Source organism: Acidobacteriota bacterium (assembly GCA_016196065.1).
GTDB lineage: Bacteria > Acidobacteriota > Terriglobia > Terriglobales > Acidobacteriaceae > Acidiflorens.
Genome location: JACPYL010000010.1, coordinates 124,046 through 146,948 on the forward strand (window position 1 = coordinate 124,046; position 22,903 = coordinate 146,948).

A 22,903-nucleotide genomic window follows, 5' to 3' on the forward strand; every position below is an offset into this window, starting at 1 on the left:
CTGATATGCTCCGGCAAGTGAGTCTGTCAGTTGTAGCAGCGAGGAAAGTTCTTCCCGACGAACGCCAGCGGGAAGCCATTGAGCATGTCCACGGCCCGATGCTGGTGCTAGCCGGTGCCGGCACTGGAAAGACGACTGTCCTCACGCAACGAATTGCCCACCTGATCCGCGAAGGTCACGCCCGGCCGGACGAGATTCTTGCACTCACCTATACCGACAACGCCGCCGACGAAATGAAGAAGCGCGTGCAGTCGGAACTTGAAGGCAGGGATACCACTGGCCTGCAGGTCCTCACTTTTCACGCGTGGTGCAATGACCTCCTGCATCGCCGCGGCGCGCAATTTGGGGTGCTCGACGATAAGGACTTGTGGATCTATCTACGCCGGCACATCCGCGATTTTCGGCTGAAGCATTTCGTTCGCGCAGCCAACGTGACGCAGTTTTTGGATGCTCTGCTCGATTTCATGCGCCGGTGCCAGGACGAACTAGTCGGCCCCGACCAATACGCTGCCTTCGTCGATCGTGTCGAGCGCGGTGAAGTTGCCGTGCAGCGTGTCGCCAAGTCCAAGAAGCAGGATGAGCTTGATCCCGCAGAAGTGCTCGAGCGCTGCCGCGAGATTGGGCGGGTCTTCTCCACCGTCGAACGCCTGCTCGCGGAAAACAACCTGGGCACGTTCGGCCACATGATCACGCGGGCTTATCAGCTTCTGAAGGACGATCCGGCCTTGCTGGAAGCCGAACGCGTTCGCACACGATTTCTGCTGGTCGACGAATTTCAGGATGCCAACTTCGCGCAGGTCGAAATCCTTGCGTTGCTTGCCGGCTCCACAGCGAACGTATTCGCCGTCGGCGATCCCGACCAGGCGATCTACCGCTTTCGTGGAGCGTCCAGCGCGGCATTTACATTGTTTGCCGGACACTTTCCAGGTACGAAGTTCGTCGTTCTGGAGAAGAACCGGCGCTCGCTCTCGCCGATCCTGCGGTGCGCGTTCGGCATTGTGAATGACAACCCACCGGTCTTCTCGAAGAAGGGAAGCGGGATTTCCTATCAGCGGTCGCCGCTCGCATCGGAACGCGAGGTGCAGGCCGTCGCCCAAGGTACACCGATCATCGCGCTGCCAGTTGAAATCGTCACCTGGGGAGACAAAGAAGTTGAGGCAGCCGATCTGGCGCGCCAGATACAGAAGAAGCGCAAAGAGAAGACTGGTGACTCGCGCTGCACATGGAGCGACTTCGCCGTCCTCTACCGCCAGCACAGCCATCGCGAAGAATTGGTCAAGGAGTTCGCCGAGCGGGGCATCCCGTTTTCCATCGAGGCATTGGATGTCTTGCATACTCCGGAAGTCCGTGACGTCATTGCGTGCCTGACGGCTGCCGTGAGCCCAGCCGATGCGACGAGTTTGTTTCGTGTGGCTGCTCTGCCGCAGTTTGCCATCGACCCCCATCAATTGCGTGCTGCGATGAAGGCAGTAAGGCGTGAAGAACTCGACTTCCGCAAGGTGCTCGCCAATCTCGTCCGCGGGCCAGCTGTTCTCGAGGTAGTCGATAAAGCACATCAACAGGTAAAGAAAGATGGAGTGCAGGCCATCGATGCGGCGAGGATCGTCGTGCGCCAGTTCGCATTGGCGGACTCAGCGCCCGCGTCTGCGTTTCTCAAGTTTGTGGAGACTTGGCAGAGAAAGCCGATTGTCGAAACGGGTAGCCCCGCGGAATTTCTTGACTATCTGGATTACTTCACGCAAGCCAAGGGCACCATCGCGCTTCCGCCGACGACTGCTGACGCTGTCCGGCTCCTGACCGTGCACACCGCCAAGGGTCTCGAGTTTAGACATGTTGCGATCATCCGAGCCTACTCGCCCTCCTTCCCTTGCGGCTGGAAAGAGCCTCTCGTTGACCTGCCGCCCGAGCTGCGGACTTCCGGGAACGAGGATGATGACAAAGCCTTGAATGAAGAGGAAGAGCGGCGATTGTTCTACGTCGCGATGACCCGCGCGAAGGATACACTCGCGATCTACAGCCATCAGGGACGCGCCAAGAAAGATCCGATGCCGACGAAGTTCCTGCGCGATTTCATCCCGAACCCGGCCTTCAAGCCGTTTTGGCATCTCCGCACCGCTGCCGCGGTACAGGACGACCTGTTCGCAGAAGAAGAGAAGTTTGCCATCGAGAATTCCAACGTTGCCGGGTGGCTGCGTATGCCGCCCTCTGCAAGTTTCGTGACCGGACTCAGCGCATCCGCCATCACGACCTATCAGGAATGCCCGCTTCGCTTCAAGTTGGAGCGAGAGTGGAACCTGCCGCGCGACGTGCCAGCGTCGTTGCACTACGGCAAGGTCATGCACGATGTTCTGCGCACGTTTTACGACGCCCGCCGCATGGGGCGTGCGATCAGCGACGCTGATCTTCGCGAGCAGCTGCGGCAGGGACTTGCGGACGCGGGCATTCCCGACCGCTATCAATACGAGCTGTATCTCAAGCAGGGAACTGAACAGCTGGAACAGTTTCTCGAGCTGTCGCGGACCACTCCCCAGCCTGATGTCCTCCAGACCGAACAGAATTTCGATTTGCAGGTAGGCGCGACGAAATTAAGGGGACGAGTCGATCGGGTCGACCGGATCGGTTCCGACCAGGTCGCGATCGTCGACTACAAGACCGGAAAGCCAAAGTCGCAGGAAGAAGCCGACGAGAGTCTACAGCTCTCCCTGTACGCGCTCGCTGCCGAACAAGTCTGGGGACATCGTGTCGCCGAGCTGGTTTTCTACAATCTGGAAAACAATTCGGCGATCACGACGACCCGCAATGGAGCGCAACTGGAGGAGGCAAAATTGGTTGTTGAGAAGGTTGCGGCGAGTATTGCGGAAGGAAGGTTTACCGCCAAACCGGGCTACCACTGCGTCTTTTGCCCGTATCGGAACTTATGCCCAGAAACTGAAAAGGCGATTTTCGCCCCTCAGAAAAAACCTGCTCGCGCGAACTGAATCGATCCCGACCTGCAAATCAGAATTCACCACAAAAAACTTAGGGGACGCTCATCGCGTCCCCGTCGTTGCCTTATTGCAAGTGCTTAGTGCTTTTTGCTGCTTTTCTTCTTTGCTTTCTTTTTGGTTGCCATGGTTTTCTATTCTCCCTTTCCATTTTTCATGGAATCTTGCAACGATCTTCTGTCGCAACTGTTTGATTGTATAGAGTCAGCACACAGTGAAGTCAAGAGAAAAATGCGTGCGCGAGCGTCGCGCAACGCTGTACCAAAGTCACCGCACGCATCCGCGAGCGGAAAAATCGAACTTCACGACAACACTTCGACGCACTCAATGCGTTTCGCATTCGTTCTTCGCGCCTTCTTTCGTCGCTCGCTCAGGATTGCGTGAAGCCCGCTACGCAATGCACCTCTTGCATCGCTCGCATCTTTCCATCGACTCCTTCCATCTATAATGGGAGGAATTCTGCACGCACGCACGAACGCGAAGGAGCGCATGTATGGCTGGTTCCAATGATGTTGTGATCATTTCCGGATGTCGCACTCCAATCGGAAAATTCCAGGGAAGTCTGAGTGACATGTCCGCTCCCCAACTCGGTGCGGTGGCTGTCCGCGAAGCGGTAAAGCGCGCCAATCTCGATCCGAAACTGGTTGACGAGTGCATCATGGGCAACGTTGTGTCGGCGGGACTCGGACAAAATCCCGCGCGTCAGGCCGCACTCTTCGGTGGACTCGCTCCCGAGGTAGGTGCCATGACAATCAACAAAGTTTGTGGCTCCGGATTGAAATCAGTCGCTCTCGCCGCGCAGGCGATCGAGACCGGCAACAGTTCCATCGTTGTTGCAGGCGGCATGGAGTCGATGACCAACGCTCCCTACCTGCTTCCGAACGCGCGTAAAGGCTATCGTCTCGGCAACGGTCAACTGATCGATTCCATGGTCCACGATGGCTTGTGGGACATCTTCAACGACTACCACATGGGAATCACAGGTGAGAATGTCGCAGAGAAATATGGAGTGACTCGCGAAGATCAGGACGAGTTCGCAGTCAATTCTCATCGCAAGGCAATCGCAGCGCAGAAAGAATGCCGCTTCAAATCACAGATCGTTCCCGTCGAGATCCCTGCCAAGAAGAAAGGGCAGCCGGCTGTGATCTTCGATAAGGACGAAGGTCCACGCGAGGACACGACCATCGAAGTGCTGCGCGCCCTCAAGCCTGCATTCAAGAAAGACGGAACCGTCACTGCTGGAAACGCACCCGGCGTCAACGACGGCGCGGCGGCACTCGTCGTAACCAGCGCAGCCCGCGCGAAGGAACTTGGGGCGGCTCCTCTGGTGCGGATTGTCGCGCAAGCGACAAGCGGCGTTGAGCCAAAGTGGGTGATGATGGCGCCCGTCGGTGCCGTCCAGAAGATCTGGCAGAAGACTGGATGGAAGAAAGACGACGTGGACCTGTACGAATTGAACGAGGCTTTCTCGGTGCAGGCCCTGGGAGTGATTCGAGAACTCGGCCTTGATATGAACCGCGTCAACGTGAATGGCGGCGCAGTTGCCTTGGGTCATCCGATCGGAGCGAGCGGAGCGCGGGTGCTGGTCACGTTGATCTATGAGATGATCCGCCGCGATGTTCACCGCGGTATTGCCGCACTCTGCCTCGGTGGCGGCAATGCCGTAGCGATGGCAGTGGAGCGCTAACTGAGTGGACCCGCACGGCCCTCTGCCCTGCGAGCGAAAGCCGGAATCGCCTGTTGGACGGCCCGGAGCGGCTGCGTTAGGTTTGGGGCGCGTGCTCTGGGCTCGGATCCTGTCCATTCGACACGGGCAGAGTGATCGTGAAAACGGCGCCTCCGTCCGGTGCGGTCGAGGCGTCGATGTTTCCGGAGTGCTCACGAATCAAAGTCTTGCAGATACTCAAACCTAAACCGGTTCCGCGCCCCGGCCGTTTGGTGGTGAAGAATGGATCGAAAATGTGCGGCAGGACTTCCGTGGCGATGCCGGGCCCGTCATCCTGAAACATGACCCACACTGAATCCGGGTTGCGTCCCATGCGAATGCGGATCGTACCCTTGTCGCGGCTCTCGCGGATCGCCTGATCTGCGTTCAGGATCAGGTTCAGAAATACCTGCATCAGTTGATTCGGATCGGCCATGATCGGCGGAACCGTCGGTTCGCGCAGAAAGTCCACGGTGATATTGCTCTTGCGAAGTGGATACGCCTGCAAATGCAGCGTCCGCTGTATCAATTCACCAAGGTTGACCGGACTCCGCCCAGGAGCTGGTGGACGCGCGAAGTACTGCAGGTTCTGGACAATCTCAGCCGCGCGCCGGGCCTGCTGATGCAACGACACCAGCTGCTTGCGTGTGTTCTCGGCGATCTCGTGGTCTTGTAGCAACTCGGTCATGCCGAGAATGCTGGTCAGCGGATTGTTCAGTTCGTGAGCGAAGCCGCCGATCATCTGTCCCATCGCAGCCAGGCGTTCGCTCTGAATGATCTGTTGTTCCAGTTTCTTCTCGGTGGTTACGTCCCGGACCGAAATGATGACACCCGCCGGCTTGCCTTCCGTATCGAGCATCGGACTCGCCGTGCCCAGCATGGTCCGCCAGCTGCCGTCGTGATGTCGTGCGCCATATTCAGAGGCCGCCAGCGCGGTCTGCCCGTTGGCGACCGAGCGGTACAGGCTTACCAACTCCGGCGAATTGTCATTACTCTCCTCGATGTTCTTGCCCATCAACTTCTCTGGGCCGTAGCCCAGCAGGTCGCGAATGCGTGAGCTGACGAACGTGTAGGTGGCCTTCGGATCGAGCACCAGGATCAGGTCAGGGAAACTTTCCAGCAGGTGGCGGCGGAATTCTTCCTGCCGGCGCAGTTGCCGCTCCATAGTTCGCTTTTCCGTGACATCGACGAGCGTGCCCTGGTAACGCACAATTTTTCCTGCATCGACCACGCCGGTGGACGTGTCCACGCAAATCGCCACACTGCCATTCTTCTTTCGTATCCGGATTTCGCGAGTGCGCGTGCTCCCACTCTGGCTCCCCGCTCTGCCCAGAACCGGTTCATCCTCGGGATTGACGTTCAGGCCTGCCGGTGGGAGGCTCAGCAGTTCCTCCCGGCTGCTATACCCCAGGATCTGAATGAGGGCAGGGTTCACGTCGAGGAGCTTTCCTTGCGGCGTACTGAAGTAGACGCCTTCCTGCAGAGTCTCGAAGAGCTGAGTGAAGCGGCGTTCTTTTTCCCGCTGATCCGTAATGTCGCGGGCCAGGACACTCGCGCCCACTACCTCATCATCTTTGACAATCGCATTGACCACGCAATCGTAGTACTTCGGAGCCACTGCGTTCTTGAGGGTGATCTCGACCACTCCCGACCAGTGACGCTTTTCCAGAAAGCGTGACAGGCTTGCGTCGCTTTCCGTGCGCGGGTCGCTGCTCAGAAAATCCGACAGCTTGTGTCCGACGATCTCGGTGTAGTTTGCTCCTATAATTTCTGCGACCCGGCGGTTTACCGTGCGCAACGTCCCGTCGAGCGAGATGGCCAGCGCCACATCTTCAATGGAGTCGATCAGCTCTTTGAAATTGCGTTGCGAGCGCGCAATCATCTGGGTCAGCTGATCCAATTGCTCGTCCGAAGGCATCACCCCGGCGCGGTCCTGCAGATTCTTCAGGAGGTGCTTCAGTTCGCCGACTTCGCGTTTGCGCCCCGAGACATACACCGCGAACAGGATGGAGAGGATCAGCAGCCCAGCTGGGATTGCCCACAGCCTGTAGGGAAGAGTTCGAAACTGTTCGTAAGAAAGGACTGCCACGCCGGTGGCGAGCAGCACCATGAGGCCGAGCGCCCATCGCCAGAGTTGGCTCTCCTCCCGCTCAAATTGTGTGGGCGGACGGTTCGGCTGACCCGGGTTACTTCCTTGCTCGGGCATTCGGGATACCTCGCAAGCGCGCAAACATTCTCGGGGGATCGCGCAGCTACTCCCGCCAACGTCAAACTAGCGTAGCATCGAACATCCTTCTCGACGAACGCAACGTTCCATCACGGTAACGAGTGACCGAGATCACACCGGATAGCTGGCCGGCTGCTATGATCGCTTCTGGCTCTCCCGCCTGCATCATCCCTCCCTGTGCCCACCGGTGTCCCTATGCTTTACAAAACCATCAGTGCCGCCGTGTACGGCATTGACGCCAGCATTATCGACGTGGAAGTGGATGTTTCCAACATAAAAACGAAAGAAGACTATTTCCATACCGTCGGCTTGCCCGACGCAGCAGTCCGCGAGAGTCGTGACCGCGTCCGTGCGGCTCTAAAAAACTGCGGCTACGACATTCCGGCCACCAACATAACAATCAACCTCGCGCCTGCCGATATACGAAAGGAGGGTTCCGGTTTTGATCTTCCCATGGCACTCGGCATCCTCGGCGCCTATGGTGGGCTCAACAAGAAGGAGATCACCGATGCTTTGTTCGTTGGCGAACTCTCTCTCGACGGGGGGCTGCGCGGAATTCGCGGCACCTTGCCCATCGCAATTGAAGCGCGAGACCGGAAGATCAGGCGATTGATTGTCCCGGAAGTCAACGCTCGCGAAGCCGCAATGGTCACGGGGCTGGAAGTCTATCCAGTCAAATCGTTGCTCGATGTGATCCACTACATCAACTCCGGCAACGGCATCGCCCGACTGCAGGTCGATGGCGACCAACTACTGAGCGAAGCGCAACAGTTCCACGTGGACTTCAAGGAAGTCCGTGGCCAGCAGACTGCCAAGCGCGCGCTGGAGATTGCCTGCTCCGGCGGACACAACATCCTGATGATCGGCCCTCCCGGCTCCGGGAAAACGATGCTCGCCAAGCGCATTCCCACGATTCTTCCGCCGCTGAGTTTCGAAGAAGCCCTGGAGACCACCAAGATTCACAGCGTCGCTGGAGTGCTCGATCCACGCGCCGGGCTGGTCGGCATGCGTCCCTTCCGCGCGCCGCATCACACCATCTCGGACGCCGGACTGATTGGTGGTGGAATGATTCCACGTCCCGGCGAAGTCTCGCTTGCGCACAATGGCGTACTCTTTCTCGACGAGCTCCCGGAATTTCCTCGCAATGTGCTCGAAGTGATGCGCCAGCCGCTCGAAGACGGCACTGTCTGCATCGCTCGCGCTGCCATGTCGTTGACCTTCCCAGCGCGCTTCATGCTGGCGGCCGCTATGAATCCCTGTCCCTGCGGATTTCACAATGACCGCACCCACGAATGCCATTGCACCCCGCCTATGATTCAACGCTATATTTCGAAAATCTCGGGCCCGTTGCTCGACCGTATCGACATCCACATCGATATCCCTGCAGTGAATTACAAAGAAATGCGTAGTACGAATGAACCGGAAAATTCCGCGCGGATCCTGGAACGTGTCATCCGGGCGCGGCAAATCCAACTCACGCGTTTCACTGCCGGACGCGAGAAACGCTACTGCAACGCCCAGATGTCACCCCGGCAGATTCGCGCTTTCTGCGACTTATCCCAGGATTGCGAACGCCTGCTCGAACGCGCCATGACCCAGCAGGGACTCAGTGCCCGGGCGCACGATCGTATCCTCAAAGTTGCCCGCACCATCGCCGATCTCGAAGGCGTCCCCAACATCGAACCAAAGCACATCGCCGAAGCCATTCAGTACCGAACCCTCGATCGCACGTTCTGGGCCTAGACAGGACTGCCGTCTAGCGTTGACAATTTTGTCCAGCCCGAGAAGTTGACCGAGCCGCGAATGGTCGCGGCGTCTGGGGCGTGTGAGGTTCATGAAAAAACTCAGATTCCTGTTATCGCTTCATACCAGCCATAACGATTTCCAGATCGCCCAGGCATCTTCGGCTGAGCAGATTGCGCGCAAGTTGGGCATCGATTTGGAAATCGTCTACGCCAATAGCGATGCCGTGACCCAGAGCACGCAGATTCTGAATGCCATTCAGGGCCGGACCGAGTTCAGGCCGGATGCCATCATCCTCGAGCCCGTGAGCAACATCGCATTGCCGCAGGCTGCGGGTGCTGCAGCCGCGGCCGGCATTGGTTGGGCAGTTTTGAATCGCACGCCCGACTACATCGCGCAACTGCGGTTAAAAGGCACCGCCGCAGTGTTCGCCGTTGGCATGGACAACGTCGAGATCGGCCGCATTCAAGGCCGGCAATTTGCGGCGCTGCTGCCCAAAGGGGGAACAGTCCTGTATTTAGAAGGGCCTTCCCGGAGTTCCTCCGCGCAGAAACGAAGCGCGGGGATGCTGGAAACGAAACCTTCTAATATCCAGGTTGTAACGCTGAAGGGTGACTGGACCGAGGAAAGCGCCCGGCGGGCGGTACAGTCATGGCTGAAACTTGCTACCTCGCAAAATCAAGCCATCGATCTCATCGGTGCGCAGGATGACACGATGGCAATGGGGTCCCGCAGGGCTTTTCAGGAAATCGTTGACCTGAAAGAGCAACAACGCTGGTTGAAGTTGCCCTTCACAGGTTGCGACGGCCAGCCTGCGACGGGTCAGGCCTGGGTGCGCGACGGATTCCTCACGGCGACGATCTACATTCCTCCCTTCGCCGGGCAGGCCATTGAAATTCTTGCGAACGCCGTCAAGACTGGAAAGCAGCCCCCGGCCCAAGCCACGACGACGTCGTACTCCATTCCGCCTCTGGACGAATTGGAGCGGCGCAAATCTTAGTCTCGACCCGCACGGTCATCTCGGTCATTCTGCCCTTCGGTGCCGCCGGGTAAAATAGGGCAACTGAAACTGGAAGGCAATGTGGGACGCGTGATACACCAGAAGTTTGAAATGGGAGGATGCATGGCCGCGTGGGGCTCCGGTACGTTCGATAACGAGGATGCACAGGAATGGTTGAAGCAGCTTGCTCAGCTGACAGCAGGGGATCTGACGACTCTGCTGTCCCGTGCGGACAGAAGCGACTACCTCGAAGCCCCCGAAAGTAGCGTCATCGTGGCCGCGGCTGAAGCGATTGCCGCGCTGCAAGGCGCGCCGGCAGAGGCGGCACCGCGCGCGATCGTGGAGTGGGTGAACAACAACAACGCCCAACCGCAGGCCGACGTCAGCGCACTTGCGATCCGGGCGGTCCAAAGGGTAAGGACGGATTCCGAACTCAAAGATTTGTGGCTCGAAGCCGACGGCCTGAACGAGTGGAGCGCCAGCCTTCGCAATCTGGAGGCAAGACTGGCGAGGTGAAGGCCACAACACACCGAGGACTCATGACCGATGCCCGTACTTTATTGCGCCACACCGTAGCGACGCTTGCATATCGCGGAGGTAAAGCCGTCCGCAACGCCCCTGCCAGCTTTGCCGACTACAGCTGCGGAGAATCCTCCCGCACACCTGGACAGATTCTCGCTCACATCGGCGATCTGATGGACTGGGGCCTCAGCATCGCGGCAGGCCAACAGAAATGGAACAACGCCATTCCCCTTCCGTGGGAACAGGAAGTCGATCGTTTCTTCGCCGCCCTAAAGAAATTCGACGACTACCTTGCCTCCGAAGAGCCGCTCCACGTGCCCGAAGAAAAACTGTTCCAGGGTCCCGTAGCCGACGCGCTCACTCATGTCGGACAAATCAACATGCTGCGTCGACTGGCAGAAGTGCCGGTAAAAGGCGAAAACTACTTTGTCGCCGATATCTCGGCGGGACGGGTCGGTCACGAACAGGCCGCCCCGCGCATAGAATTCGGCTGAGCAACGTCCGCGATTTGGGCCTACTTCGCATCCATCGGTACAATGACTATCGCCCGTTGCCATGAATCATCCTGAACTCATCTACGACTGGAACACTCTCTACCCGAAGTCGATCCATCCGCCCGGCCCGGTCTTATTGAATGACGAGACCTTACGGGATGGACTGCAGTCGCCGTCCGTTCGCGATCCTTCGATCGAACAAAAAATTACGATTCTTCACCTGATGGAGGGGTTAGGGATCAACTCACTCGACCTCGGCCTGCCCGGTGCCGGTCCGCGCGCGGTGGAGCATGTCACTGCTCTTGCCCGGGAAATCGTCAGCCACAAGATGACGATCAAGGCGAATTGTGCCGCCCGCACTCACGAGAACGACATCCGGCCGATTGCCGAAATTGTTCAGAAGACCGGTTTGCCCATCGAGGCCGCGACCTTCATCGGATCCAGTCCGATCCGCCGCTATACCGAAGGTTGGACGGATGATTTTCTGCTTCAGACCACGGAAAAGGCCATCCGATACGCGGTGTCGCTTGGTCTTGAAGTCATGTACGTCACGGAAGACACGACCCGCTGCGATCCGCAGATGATCAAGCGGCTCTATTCGGCGGCGATTAACAACGGTGCGCGCGCCATCGTCCTCTGCGATACGGCGGGGCACGCCACTCCCATGGGCACTCTCGCGCTGGTGAAATTTGTCATGGAAGAAGTCGTCAAGCCGTCCGGCGAGAAAATTCGCGTGGACTGGCACGGCCACTGTGACCGCGGCCTGGCCACTGCGAATTCAATTGCCGCGCTGGTCGCCGGCGCGAGTTGCGTGCACGCGTGCGCGCTCGGCCTCGGCGAACGCGTCGGTAATACGCAAATGGATCAGATGCTGGTGAACTTGAAACTCATGGGCATTGCACCCTGGGACGATCAGGATCTGACCAAACTCAAAGCATATTGCGAAGCGGTTTCGGACGCGACCGGCGTTGCGATCCCAGTAAATTATCCCGTGGTCGGGGACGATGCGTTCCGCACTGCCACTGGCGTGCACGCCGCCGCGCTCATCAAGGCCTATAAGAAGAAGGATGTCGAACTTGCGAATACCGTCTATTCCGGCGTTCCTTCGCACGTCTTCGGGATGGAGCAAATCATCGACGTGGGTCCGATGAGCGGGAAATCAAATGTGCAGTTCTGGTTGGAGCGCCGGGGTTATCCCGCGACTGATGAACTGGTCGAACGTATCTACCGCCGCGCCAAGGCGAGCGACCACACGTTGACCGAAGCGGAAATTCTCTCGTGCATGCAGGCATGAGCATCGGAACAACAATGGCCTGCTACGAAGCTGCCGGTTGCTCTTCGACTGTAGGGATGGCAACCGGCGGAGTCGATTTTGCCCTGTCGCGCAATTCCAGAAAACGTTCCTCAAAGTACCAGCGAGACAAATAGGCGAGGGCGATGGAAAGCCCGCTTCCCACCAGGAACCGGACCACGACGGTGGGGAATTCCTGTGCAGTGCTGTAGGCCCATGGCACCACTCGTCGCCCAAAATGATCGACCATATCGAAGGTCAGCATGTGGATCAGATAGAGTCCGTAGCTGATGTCCCCAAAGAATTTCAGCCACCGAATTCTGAAAAGGTAGCCGTATCGGGTCGATCCGAGCGCAAGCGCAGCGGCGACCAGAGTCGTGAAAAATAAGTTCAGGAAAGTCTGTCGAACGACATTTCCCGCCATGGTGCGCGACAGATAGATGCCATAGGGAATTCCAGCCATGAAGATGGCAACGGCTGCAATGCCCACGCCGATGGCTACGAATCCGAGCTCTTTCGGCGAACGAAGCGATCCGCGAACCAGGATCGCGAGCACCGCTCCTCCGGCAAGAGAATCCGCAACCAGCCACGTATATCCCGCCCCAGCTTCGTATCCGTGCAGGTAGTAATAGGCGCGCAGCGATGGACAACCGATCAGCAGTACCGCGCATACGACCAGCAACCCTCGCTGCGTGAAAAGGCGCACCACTCCCGGCCACAACAAGTAAAACTGTTCTTCAACCGCCAGGGACCAGAGCACGGAGTATTGCGAAACCACGCCAAAAAACGCCGTCATGTTTGCCAGGTAGATTGCGCTGAGTCCCAGAAAAGGCCAGCCGACCCGACGATCTGCAATTCCGAGGTAACTCACCACTGCCAGCACAATCAAGATCAGGTAGTAGGCAGGCAGAATCCGGAGGGCGCGACGGTAGTAGAAATCCGCGTAATAGCGCGGCGAGCTGCGCGCATCTAGCAGGATTCCTGTGATCAGGAAACCGGAAAGCGCAAAAAAGAGACGTACTCCCGACCAGCCTCCCGCTGTCACCAGCAAGAACAAACGTGTCACAGCGGAAGGATGCGCGGCATGAATCGGAGTGAGATGGAAGCCGTGAAAGAAAAGGACCAGCAACACCGCAATTCCGCGCAGTGTGTCCAATTCCGGCATTCGGCGCGGGAGAATGCTCTTCGCGGAAATCAAAATGCTCACCGTGGTTGAGTGCGATCTTACCACTCCAGCTTCCCCTCAATCGATCGAGCGGAATGCTATTCCGGCTCTCTCGCCAACTCCGGACTCGGCGCCCGTTCCCCTTCCAATTCCTTTTGCCTCGCGGTGCGTTGCTGGTTCATCATTTTCGTAGCGGCCGCCAGCTCCTCACGTCCTTCCTTCTCACGTCCTACGCGAAGCAGAACCTGTCCTCGCAAATAGCGGGCACTCGCATTGGCCGTGTCGAGCCGGATTACCTGGTCCAGTTCCGCAAGTGCTGCTGGATAATTCTTGCGGCGCTCTTCGATCTTTGCCAATCCCATGTGCGCGCTGGCTAACCGCGGATCCAGTTTGACCGCGCGCCGGTAATTGTTTGACGCTTCGTCGTCCTGCCGCAATGTGGATTCCAGGCTCCCCAACTGCTCATACGTAAAGGCAACGTCCGGATCGATTTCCAGATCTTTCTTGAATTCCGCGTGGGCCCTTTCGTAGTCCTGTTTTCGGACATAGGTTAAGCCCAGGTTGAAATGCACGAACGGAAGTTTGGGATCGGCAAGCACTGCCGCTTCCAGTTCCCGCAGCGCATCGTCGTATTCGCCGCGGTTGTAATGCGCTTTGCCGAGGATCAGGCGATATTGTGGCGTATCTTGTCCGACTTCGACCAACCGGCTCTGCGCTCTTTCCACCAAAGCCGGGTTGTGCGCTTGTTCGGCGGCGTGCGCGAGCACATAAAGGTAATAGACCTGACTCGACGCTTGTCCCCACAGCGGTTCGAGCGCGTCAATGGTATCCGCCCAACGATCATTGAAGAAGTAGCACAACCCCAGCAGATACCGTGCCTGGTAAGAATCCGGAAGCTGCTTCACAACGCTTTCGAAGGGCGGGATCGCCGACAAAAAATCGTTTTGCCGGTAGTACGCCAGCCCGATGTTGAGACGGATGCCGGCAACGTTCGGCGCCAGTTTCTCCGCTTTGCGCAGCATCGCGATTGCCGCCGGCCATTGCTTGCGTCGCATCTGAACCACGCCGAGGTTGGCATAGGCGCCCGCAGCCCCTGGGTCGAGCGCGAGTACAGCGCGAAAATTACGTTCCGCTTCCTCCAACTTGTTTTCGCGCAATGCAGTTTCGCCGGCGGTAAACAATTTCTGCGGGTTACCCGAAGCCGGAGGAACACTTGTTCCTCCTCCTGCCTTCTGTGCAATGATCTCTAGCGGACAGAGAAGCGCCAGAAAAATAGCTGCCGTAACGCTCGCGCTTGACACTCGATTCATCGTGCTGTAGTGTCCGCCAGCAAGAGCCCGAAGAGCAAGGAGTCCATGGGGTCTACTGATTCGAAATCTCCCAAACAGCCACCCGCTGCCAATCGACCGGAGCCTGGCCGCAAGCGTTCGCGATCGACTGCAGTAACCATTCGCGATGTTGCCGAGAAGAGCGGATTTTCCTCCGCGACGGTTTCTATCGTCCTCAATAACGCGCCTCTCGCCCGGTATATTCCCGATACCACCAAGACGCGCATCCAGCGCGCTGCGTCCCAGCTTGGCTACCGTCCCAATCTGTTTGCGCGCTCGCTCCGCAGCCAGCGCAGCCACACCGTCGGGATCATGGTTTCCGACATGACCGATCCCTACTGCACGCTGGTCTTGCGCGGGATGGAAAACTCGCTCTATCAATCTTCGTTCCTCCCCATCCTTACAGATGTTCATAACGAGCGCAGCCGTTTTGAGCGTTATCTGGAAATGCTTTTGGATCGCCGCATCGAAGGCCTGGTGGTGCTCGCGAACTGGCTCTTTCTCGACATCAACGTGCTCGCCGACATCGAGAAAAGTAAGATCCCGACGGCGATTGTCGGATGCGAACTTAAGAACGACCATATCAGTTCGCTGATCGTGGACAACGCCCAGGGTGCTCGCGCCGCGCTTGAGCATCTTATTTCTCTCGGCCATCGCAAAATTGCTTTCATTCGCGGTCCGCGTCAACTATCCGATACCGAACCGCGCTGGCGAGGTGTACGTGCTGTTGCCCGTGAGCATGATCTCTCGATCGATCCCAAACTGATAGTCGATCTGCCCGAGTCGCGCGATCCTTTTTCCAGTTTCGAAGATGGCTTCAAACTGACTGAAGAATTGCTGCATCGTCGCCGTCCGTTCACCGCGCTGATGGCCTTCGATGACATGACCGCATTCGGTGCGATTCGAGCGCTGGCCAAAGCCGGCGTGCGTGTTCCGGAACAATGTTCCGTCATCGGCTTCGATGACATTGCTCCCGCCGCGCTCTATTCTCCTGCGCTCACTACCGTTCGCCAGCCGATGGAAGCGATGGGAACCGCCGCGGCAGCGATCGTGGTGGAGACAATTAACGCCGGTCTGGAAAAGAAACCCGTCCGTGCTATTCATCGAAAGCTCGTGCCCGACCTGATCGTGCGCGAGTCAACCCGTAGCCTGAAGTGATTCGCCTACCAAAAACTGTATGCCATTTTACTTGACACGAAAAGCCAACTAACGCAGTATTGATACGTTTTAATAAAGGGATTTTGCTATTCCGTGGGGGAATGGCTCAGAACGCCGGGCCAGGCAAAATTGCAATGCAGTCTACAAACTCAACTCGTCGGCGTTGGCAGTCGATCCGCCGAGGTCTCGGTTTTCATCTCGATGCTTCCAGGGAGTTACGCATGAACATCCGTCTCTTCAACAAAATCGTTTTTGTGATCGCTTTGTTCTCGGCGTCGATTCTTTACGCCCAGGATTCAGCCTCCGTAACTGGAACGGTACGTGACGCGTCCGGTGCGAGCGTCGCGAACGCGAAGGTCGTCGTCTCCGCCGCTGACCGCGGCATCAATCGGGAAACCACCACCAACTCGGACGGCGAATATTCGGTGGCAGCCCTTCCGCCCGGATCCTACAACATCGCTGTAACTGTCCAGGGCTTCAAAAAATTCCAGGCGAAGGATGTGGTCCTGCGCGTCGCCCAAAAGGCCCGCGTGGATGTGCCCCTGCAAGTCGGGGCCGCCACTACCGAGGTGACAGTCGAAGGGTCGAGCGTTGCCCAGGTGGAAACGCAGTCCTCGGATCTGGCTGGCACTGTTACCGGAAAGCAGATTTCCGAATTGGCGCTGAATGGTCGCAACTTCACGCAGTTGGTCACACTGGTGCCCGGCGTGAGCAATCAGACCGGCCAGGATGAAGGCACCGTCGGAATCTACGGAAACGTCTCTTACAGCATCAATGGTGGCCGCGTCGAATACAACAATTGGGAAATTGACGGCGGCGACAATATGGATAATGGCAGTAATTCGACCCTCAACGTTTATCCCAACGCAGATGCGATCGGTGAGGTCAAAGTACTCACCTCGAATTACGGCGCGCAATATGGCCGGAATGCTTCGGGAACCATCGAGGTCGAGACCAAGTCCGGCACGAACAAGTTCCATGGTACCGCCTCTTACTTTGGCCGGAACCAGTTGTTCAACGCTTATAACTACTTTGACGACCACAGCGCACCCAAACCGTCGTACAAGAAACACGACTGGGGCTATACAATCGGTGGCCCGATCTGGAAGGATCACACCTACTTCTTCTGGTCCCAGGAGTGGCGGCGCGAGCGTAACCCCACAACGTTTCTGCACAACGTGCCGTCCGACGCGGGCCGCTCAGGAGATTTCACGGAATTCTGCCCGGCTCCCGGAGTCGAGTTTGCTCGAGTAGCCGACGACAGCCTTCCGGAGGGCTTTGCTGTCAATCCCGATTGTCCAGCCAGCGGTGCGGGTCCCAACAACGGTACCTACAACGTGCCCACTTTTTCCGGATTTGCGAACAATCAGGTAACGATCGATCCGGTCGGAGCCGCGTTGCTCCCCTTGATTCCGCTAGCCAACACCGACAACGGCGGATTCCCCGCGTATCAGGCTTCTGTTTCTACTCCGACAACCTGGCGTGAAGAACTGATCAAGGTCGATCACAACGTCACCGACAAGGTGCGCCTCACGTTCCGTTACATCCATGACTCCTGGAACACGGTCACGCCGACTCCTCTCTGGAGCACTGGCGACTTCCCGACTATCCAAACCAACTTCCTTGGGCCGGGTGTCAGCCTGGTGACGCGGCTTACTGCCACGGTTTCGCCTACGCTGCTGAATGAATTCGTTTTCAGCTACACAACCGATCACATCACGCTGACCAATAGCGGCCCGTGGCAGAGGCCGGAAGGAATCAATATCGGCTTGTTCCAGAACGGATTCGGGGGAAAGCTGCCCGGTTTTCAAGTCAACGGCGGCGCGCCTTACGGAGACGGCTTTGGGGAGGATCCGAGCTACATTCCTTGGAAGAACTCTAACCCGACCTACACTTTCCGTGACAATGTGAGCAAGATTTTCGGAAAACACAACCTCCAGTTCGGCGCCTATTTTGCTATCGGCCAGAAGAATGAAATGGATGGTTTCGAACCTTCGAACAACGGATTCATCACGACCGACAACACGTCGGGAGTCACCACGGGCAATGCCTTTGCGGATCTCCTGATCGGCCGGGTTTCCCAGTTTCAACAGGAGAACCAGCAACTCAAGTATTACAACCGCTACAAGATCGTCGAGCCTTATCTGCAGGACGACTGGCACATCACCAACAAACTCACCCTGAATCTTGGGCTGCGCCTGAGTTTGTTCGGAACCTATCGCGAACGATATCGGCAGGCATACAGCTTTGAGCCTTCCGCATTCAACATCGACAACGCTCCCGTGATCGATGTCGATGGCGAGGCCACCGGTACACCAGGGGCATTGATCCCCGGCCCTGGAAACCCGTTCAATGGCATCGTGCAATGCGGCGGCCCCGGCGGCTCAGTCGATGTTGCGGGATTTCCAAATGCAGCATCGGGCGGCAGTTCCAAGCCTGGCTGCATGGAAGGCCACCTTTGGAACCCCGCTCCTCGTATCGGCTTTGCCTGGGATCCGAAGGGTGACGGGAAGATGGCGATCCGCGGCGGATACGGAATCTTCTACGAACACACCAATGGCAACGAGGGTAACAGCGAATCGTTGGAAGGTACGCCACCACTGGTGTTGAGCCCGGTTCAAAACAACGTCGGCACGTATGACGGCGTTGGCGGCGCGATTCAACTGCCGCTGGCGGTGAAGTCCATTCCCAACAAGGCGATCTGGCCCTACGTGCAGCAGTGGCACTTCGACATTCAGAAAGAGTTGCCGAAGGCCATCGTGGCCACGCTGTCGTATGTGGGCAGCAAGGGTACCCACCTCACGCTGCAGCGCAACCTCAACCAGCTCCATCCCGTGCCTGCAGCGCAGAATCCTTACAATGCAGGCCAGGCGATTGACGGCTCCAACACGGACTGCAGCGACCTCAACAACATTGTGGTCAATGGCAATATCGTTACTGGGCAGGTTGCGCAGAACGTTGCCGTCGCAGCTTGCGGTGTCAGTGCCAACATCTTCCGTCCCAATCCTGGGTACGGAGATATCACTCGCATTGAAGACACCGCGAATTCCAACTACAACGCACTGCAGTTCTCGGCCCGCCGCACGGTTGGCGCCCTGAATCTGAGTGTTGCCTACACCTACGCGCATTCGATCGACAATTCATCGGATCGCTTTGACACCAACTTCTTCGACTCCTACGACCTGGCCCGTACGCGAGCCAGTTCCAACTTCGACCAAAGGCATATTTTGACGCTCAGCTACGTCTATGACTTGCCAGCCTTCAAGCAATGGGGAACCGCCGGGAGTTATGCTCTGGGCGGATGGAGAGTCTCTGGAATCACAACTATCCAGACGGGAACGCCCTTTAGCGTGACCAACGGGACGAGCTTTGCGGACGCTGCCGGAGTAGGGAATGGCGTGGGCACGGCATCTTTTGCGGATCGGGTTGGCGATCCCAACTCAGGGGTCATCCGAAATGTCGGTGATGCGGGGCCTCGGCTTTACAACCCAGCAGCTTTCCGGTGTGAGGTAGACCCAAGCGGCGTGATTGTCGACGGAAGCTGCCAGGGGCCGCAGGGCCTTACGTTCGGCAACTCAGGACGCAATTCGCTGCTGAATCCGCGTCGCACCAACTTCGATCTGAGCCTGTTCAAGCTCTTCCCGATTCATGAGAAGGCCGCATTCGAGTTCCGCTGGGATCTCTTCAATGCGTTCAATCACACTCAGTTCAATGGGATTGACTCCGGCCTGGGGAGCTCGACTTTCCTAGAGGCCACTTCCGCTCACGCTGCACGCATCATGCAGTTTGGCGCGAAGTTCATCTTCTAGACCAATATTTCTCCCTAACACAAAAGCCTGGCCTCGCGAGAGGTCAGGCTTTTTACTTGGTAGGCATGCAAGTCGATCGGGAGTGCAATTATCCGGCTACGCCCACCTGGTCCCGTTTCCGGCTCAGCACAGCGAGACCTTTTCCTAGGTCGGCAATCAGGTCGTCAACGTTCTCTATTCCCACCGACAAACGGATCATCTGCTCCGTCACGCCCATCTTCTTGCGCGACTCGGCGTCGATCATGGCGTGCGAGGTTAGCACGGGCAGCGATACCAATGAATCCACGCCGCCTAGACTGGGAGCCAACGTGAACAGATTTAACGATTCGCTCACCCGGCAAGCGTCTTCACCGCTACCGTCAATTTCGAAACTCAATACGCCGCCTGCTCCAGCCATCTGTTTCCGCGCCAGTTCGTACTGCGGATGCCCTTTCAGCATCGGGTAGTGCACCCGCGTCACTTTTGGGTGCCCACTTAGGAACTCCGCGATTCGCAGCGTGGTGTCATTCTGTCGTTGAACCCGGACCGCCAGCGTCTTGATTCCCCGCAGCAGCAAAAACGCCGCGTGCGGATCCATGCAGCAGCCGAGCGTCGTTCGCAGACCATGCACCTGCTCAATTAAATCCCGCCGCCCTGCCGCCATCCCACAGATGATGTCGCCATGCCCGCCGTAGTATTTCGTCCCGGAATGAAGCACCAGATCGATCCCCCACTCCGCCGGACGGCAATTGATCGGCGTTCCAAAGGTGGCGTCAATCGTCGTGATCACGCCGCGCTCTTTCGCCAGCGCCGCAATCTTCTCCAGGTCCACTACTCTCACAATCGGGTTGGTGGGGGACTCAAGGTGAATGATTTTCGTATTCGGACGGATTGCCCGAGCGTGCTGCTCGATGTCGTTCGTGTCGACAAATGTAGTTTCAATCCCGAGCTTCGGCAGCCACTGCGAGAGAAATTTCGTTACGCCGCCATAGATGTCGCGCTGCGCCACGATATGATCGCCTGCCTTGACCAGCGCGAGAATGGAAGTCGTGATCGCCGCCATCCCAGAGGAGAACAGCAATGCCGCTTTCGTTCCCTCCAGCTCGGCAATCGCATTCTCCGCCACCGTGTGTGTCGGGTTTCCGTAACGAGTGTAGAACCGGTCTGTATGCGTCGCCCGCAACTGCTCCTGCGAATCGGTGACCTCAAATGTCGACGTCTGATAGATCGGTGTCGCCAGGGGGCCGTTTTTCTTGTGCAAACTCGTCCCGCCGCGGACTGCTTCGGTTTCCTGATGGAACTCGTGTTTTTTCATCGTCGAATTCTCCGAAATATCGCAATACTTTCATAGAACTGTCATCCTGAGCCGTCCGGAGGCGGAGCCGAGGACGAGCGAAGGATCTGCTTTCTTGTGCAGCACAGGGCAGCAGGTCCTTCGCTTTGCTCAAGATGACAGTTGTCGAGTGGACGGCGTTACTTAACCCCAACGGTGTTCGACGTTGGAACGAGGGCAAACCAAGCCGCCGACCGCGCATGCCGTCCTGCCACCAGTTTGTCGAACTCCTGCTGCAGCGCCCGCGTTACCGGACCGGCTTTCCCCGAACCAATCGTCCGGAAATCAATTTCCCGCAGTCCAATCACCTCGGCGGCCGTCCCGCAAACGAAAACTTCGTCCGCGATATAGAGCTGATCGCGGGAGATCGGCTCTTCCACAACCTTGTACCCCAAATCCCGCGCCAGCGTAATCAAGCTATCGCGCGTGATCCCTTCCAGAATTCCCGCCCGCGGCGTGGTATAGATGACGTTGTTGCGGGCGACGAATAGATTTTCTCCCGTACACTCCGCCACGTATCCATCGGGTCCGAGCATGATGGCTTCATCGAACCCGGCGCGTTGCGATTCCGTCTTCGCGAGAATCGAACTCACATAATTTCCTGAGACCTTGGCTTTGGTCATCATGATGTTCGGATGCAGCCGGGTGAACGACGCGATATTCGCGCGAATGCCGCGCTCCTTCGCTTCCACTCCAAGAAACGACTTCCACTCCCACACGGCCACCATGAAGCGCGGTTTGCCCGCTTCCACAGTCATGGTCAGCGCGCCGTCCAGAAAAATCATGGGACGGATATAGCACGCGGAAAACTCATTGGCCGCAATCGTCTGGTGGATTGCCGTACGGACCTGTTCTGCGCTGATGGGTAGATCGCGAAAGCCCACGATGTGCGCTGAGTCCAGCAGTCGTTCCACATGTTCGTCGAGACGAAACACGGCCGGTCCCTGGTCAGTCGAGTAACAACGGATACCCTCAAACACGCTGAAGCCATACTGCACACCGGCGCTCAGAAAAGGCACGACGCCTTCGCTGGCAGGGCGTAAAGAATCATCAATCCAGATATAACGGGCTGTTCCCATGATTACCCTCAGACAAGCTAACTTCTTCTTTAAGAAGATTACCTGCCGCAGCCAGAACACGGCAAGGTGCAAGGCAGATGACAAGACAAAGCGTTTTTCTCTTCTCTATAATCGGCAGCAACCACTGAACCTAATTATGGAAACTGGACTCAAGAATCGTGTTGCCATCGTCGCCGCCTCCAGTCAGGGAATCGGCCGCGCCACTGCCGGAGCATTTGCCGCCGAAGGTTGCCGTGTCGCCATGTGCGCGCGCAACCGCGAATCGCTGAATGACGCCGCCGAGAAAATTCGTATACAGCACAACGCCGAAGTTCTGGCGGAACCGTTTGATGTCACCGACGCTGGTGCGGTCCGCGATTTTGTCAGCGCCGTCGTCAGCAAATTTGGCAGCGCCGACATCTGTGTGACCAATGCGGGAGGCCCGCCTGCCAAGGGGTTTCTCGCGACCACGATCGAAGAATGGAAACGCGCCTTCGACGTCAATTTCATGAGCACGGTTTACTTTGCTCATCAGGTGATCCCCCACATGCAGAAGAAGAAATGGGGGCGCATCATAACCATTACGTCGGTATCAACGAAACAGCCCGTCGCCGACCTTGTGTACTCGAACGCTGTTCGCGCCGGCGTTGTGGGACTGGTTAAGAGCCTGTCCAACGAGTTCGGCAAGGACGGCATCCTCGTCAACAACGTTGGGCCAGGCTTCACCGCGACCGATCGCCTGCAGAGCCTGGCGAAATCCCGCTCCGCCGCTTCCGGGAAATCGGAGAAGGAAATCCTTGAAGGTTTTGCAGCCGATACATCCCTCAAGCGCCTGGGCGATCCCCGTGAACTGGCGGACACCATCGTATGGCTTGCCTCCGACCGCGCCTCCTACATCACCGGGCAGACGATCCTGGTGGATGGCGGTGTTTACAAAGGACTGTAAAAAATTGCATTCAGAAAATCCATTATTTGGAAAATCGATTCACTCGACTGAATTTCCGCGTTCAAGAGTGTGACTCGCGGAAACTATTTCCCCTCGCTGCGCGGTCGCTCCAACTTTTCTGCTCGCGAATTGCCCCGAATCTATTGCAACGTTTGTTGTTT

The 22,903-nt window shown here is 57.5% G+C and carries 15 protein-coding genes; 10 read left to right on the plus strand and 5 right to left on the minus strand.

The features are described 5' to 3' along the window. The first annotated feature begins 5 nt into the window (after positions 1-5). Positions 6-2,978: an ATP-dependent helicase gene (locus tag HY010_03990; protein MBI3474867.1), complete on the plus strand. Its 2,973-nt coding sequence runs from the start codon at positions 6-8 to the stop codon at positions 2,976-2,978. A gap of 499 nt (positions 2,979-3,477) precedes the next feature. Next, a complete protein-coding gene (locus tag HY010_03995) occupies positions 3,478-4,671 on the plus strand; it encodes an acetyl-CoA C-acetyltransferase (GenBank protein ID MBI3474868.1) in 1,194 nt (397 codons plus the stop codon). 76 nt (positions 4,672-4,747) lie between these two features. Here HY010_03995 and HY010_04000 read toward each other — a convergent pair whose 3' ends face one another. Then, on the minus strand, positions 4,748-6,895 hold the full coding sequence (locus tag HY010_04000) for a PAS domain S-box protein (protein ID MBI3474869.1): 2,148 nt from the start codon (positions 6,893-6,895) through the stop codon (positions 4,748-4,750). Positions 6,896-7,111: 216 nt separating this feature from the next. Here HY010_04000 and HY010_04005 point away from each other — a divergent pair, with 216 nt between their 5' ends. From HY010_04005 to HY010_04025, 5 genes are all read left to right on the plus strand, one after another. Next, entirely contained in the window at positions 7,112-8,659 is a 1,548-nt protein-coding gene (locus HY010_04005) for a YifB family Mg chelatase-like AAA ATPase (protein ID MBI3474870.1), read from the plus strand. Positions 8,660-8,750: 91 nt separating this feature from the next. After that, entirely contained in the window at positions 8,751-9,659 is a 909-nt protein-coding gene (locus tag HY010_04010) for a sugar ABC transporter substrate-binding protein (protein MBI3474871.1), read from the plus strand. 123 nt (positions 9,660-9,782) lie between these two features. Beyond that, complete coding sequence (locus tag HY010_04015) at positions 9,783-10,175, plus strand: DUF4259 domain-containing protein (GenBank protein MBI3474872.1); 393 nt, start codon at positions 9,783-9,785, stop codon at positions 10,173-10,175. Positions 10,176-10,198: 23 nt separating this feature from the next. After that, entirely contained in the window at positions 10,199-10,675 is a 477-nt protein-coding gene (locus tag HY010_04020; GenBank protein ID MBI3474873.1) for a hypothetical protein, read from the plus strand. Between the two features lie 61 nt (positions 10,676-10,736). Beyond that, complete coding sequence (locus HY010_04025) at positions 10,737-11,969, plus strand: 2-isopropylmalate synthase (protein MBI3474874.1); 1,233 nt, start codon at positions 10,737-10,739, stop codon at positions 11,967-11,969. A 22-nt stretch (positions 11,970-11,991) separates the two neighbouring features. On the opposite strand, the gene HY010_04030 is transcribed toward HY010_04025, so the two are convergent. Together HY010_04030 and HY010_04035 are read right to left on the minus strand one after the other, a co-directional pair. Then, a complete protein-coding gene (locus tag HY010_04030) occupies positions 11,992-13,173 on the minus strand; it encodes an acyltransferase (protein MBI3474875.1) in 1,182 nt (393 codons plus the stop codon). Between the two features lie 56 nt (positions 13,174-13,229). Then, positions 13,230-14,441, minus strand: coding sequence for a tetratricopeptide repeat protein (locus tag HY010_04035; GenBank protein MBI3474876.1), 1,212 nt, complete (start codon positions 14,439-14,441; stop codon positions 13,230-13,232). A 45-nt stretch (positions 14,442-14,486) separates the two neighbouring features. Between HY010_04035 and HY010_04040 the strand changes: the two genes are divergently transcribed. Both HY010_04040 and HY010_04045 read left to right on the plus strand, forming a co-directional pair. After that, entirely contained in the window at positions 14,487-15,617 is a 1,131-nt protein-coding gene (locus HY010_04040) for a LacI family DNA-binding transcriptional regulator (protein MBI3474877.1), read from the plus strand. A 221-nt stretch (positions 15,618-15,838) separates the two neighbouring features. Continuing rightward, positions 15,839-19,426, plus strand: a complete 3,588-nt coding sequence (locus HY010_04045; GenBank protein ID MBI3474878.1) for a carboxypeptidase regulatory-like domain-containing protein — start codon at positions 15,839-15,841, stop codon at positions 19,424-19,426. A gap of 88 nt (positions 19,427-19,514) precedes the next feature. On the opposite strand, the gene HY010_04050 is transcribed toward HY010_04045, so the two are convergent. Together HY010_04050 and HY010_04055 are read right to left on the minus strand one after the other, a co-directional pair. Further along, the gene (locus HY010_04050) at positions 19,515-20,720 is read right to left on the minus strand and encodes an aminotransferase class I/II-fold pyridoxal phosphate-dependent enzyme (GenBank protein MBI3474879.1); all 1,206 of its coding nucleotides are present in this window, start codon (positions 20,718-20,720) and stop codon (positions 19,515-19,517) included. A gap of 158 nt (positions 20,721-20,878) precedes the next feature. Beyond that, positions 20,879-21,817 carry a branched-chain amino acid transaminase gene (locus tag HY010_04055; GenBank protein ID MBI3474880.1) on the minus strand — a complete coding sequence of 313 codons (939 nt, stop codon included), beginning with the start codon at positions 21,815-21,817 and terminating at the stop codon, positions 20,879-20,881. A gap of 136 nt (positions 21,818-21,953) precedes the next feature. Here HY010_04055 and HY010_04060 point away from each other — a divergent pair, with 136 nt between their 5' ends. Then, a complete protein-coding gene (locus HY010_04060; protein ID MBI3474881.1) occupies positions 21,954-22,742 on the plus strand; it encodes an SDR family oxidoreductase in 789 nt (262 codons plus the stop codon). The last annotated feature ends 161 nt before the right edge of the window (positions 22,743-22,903 follow it).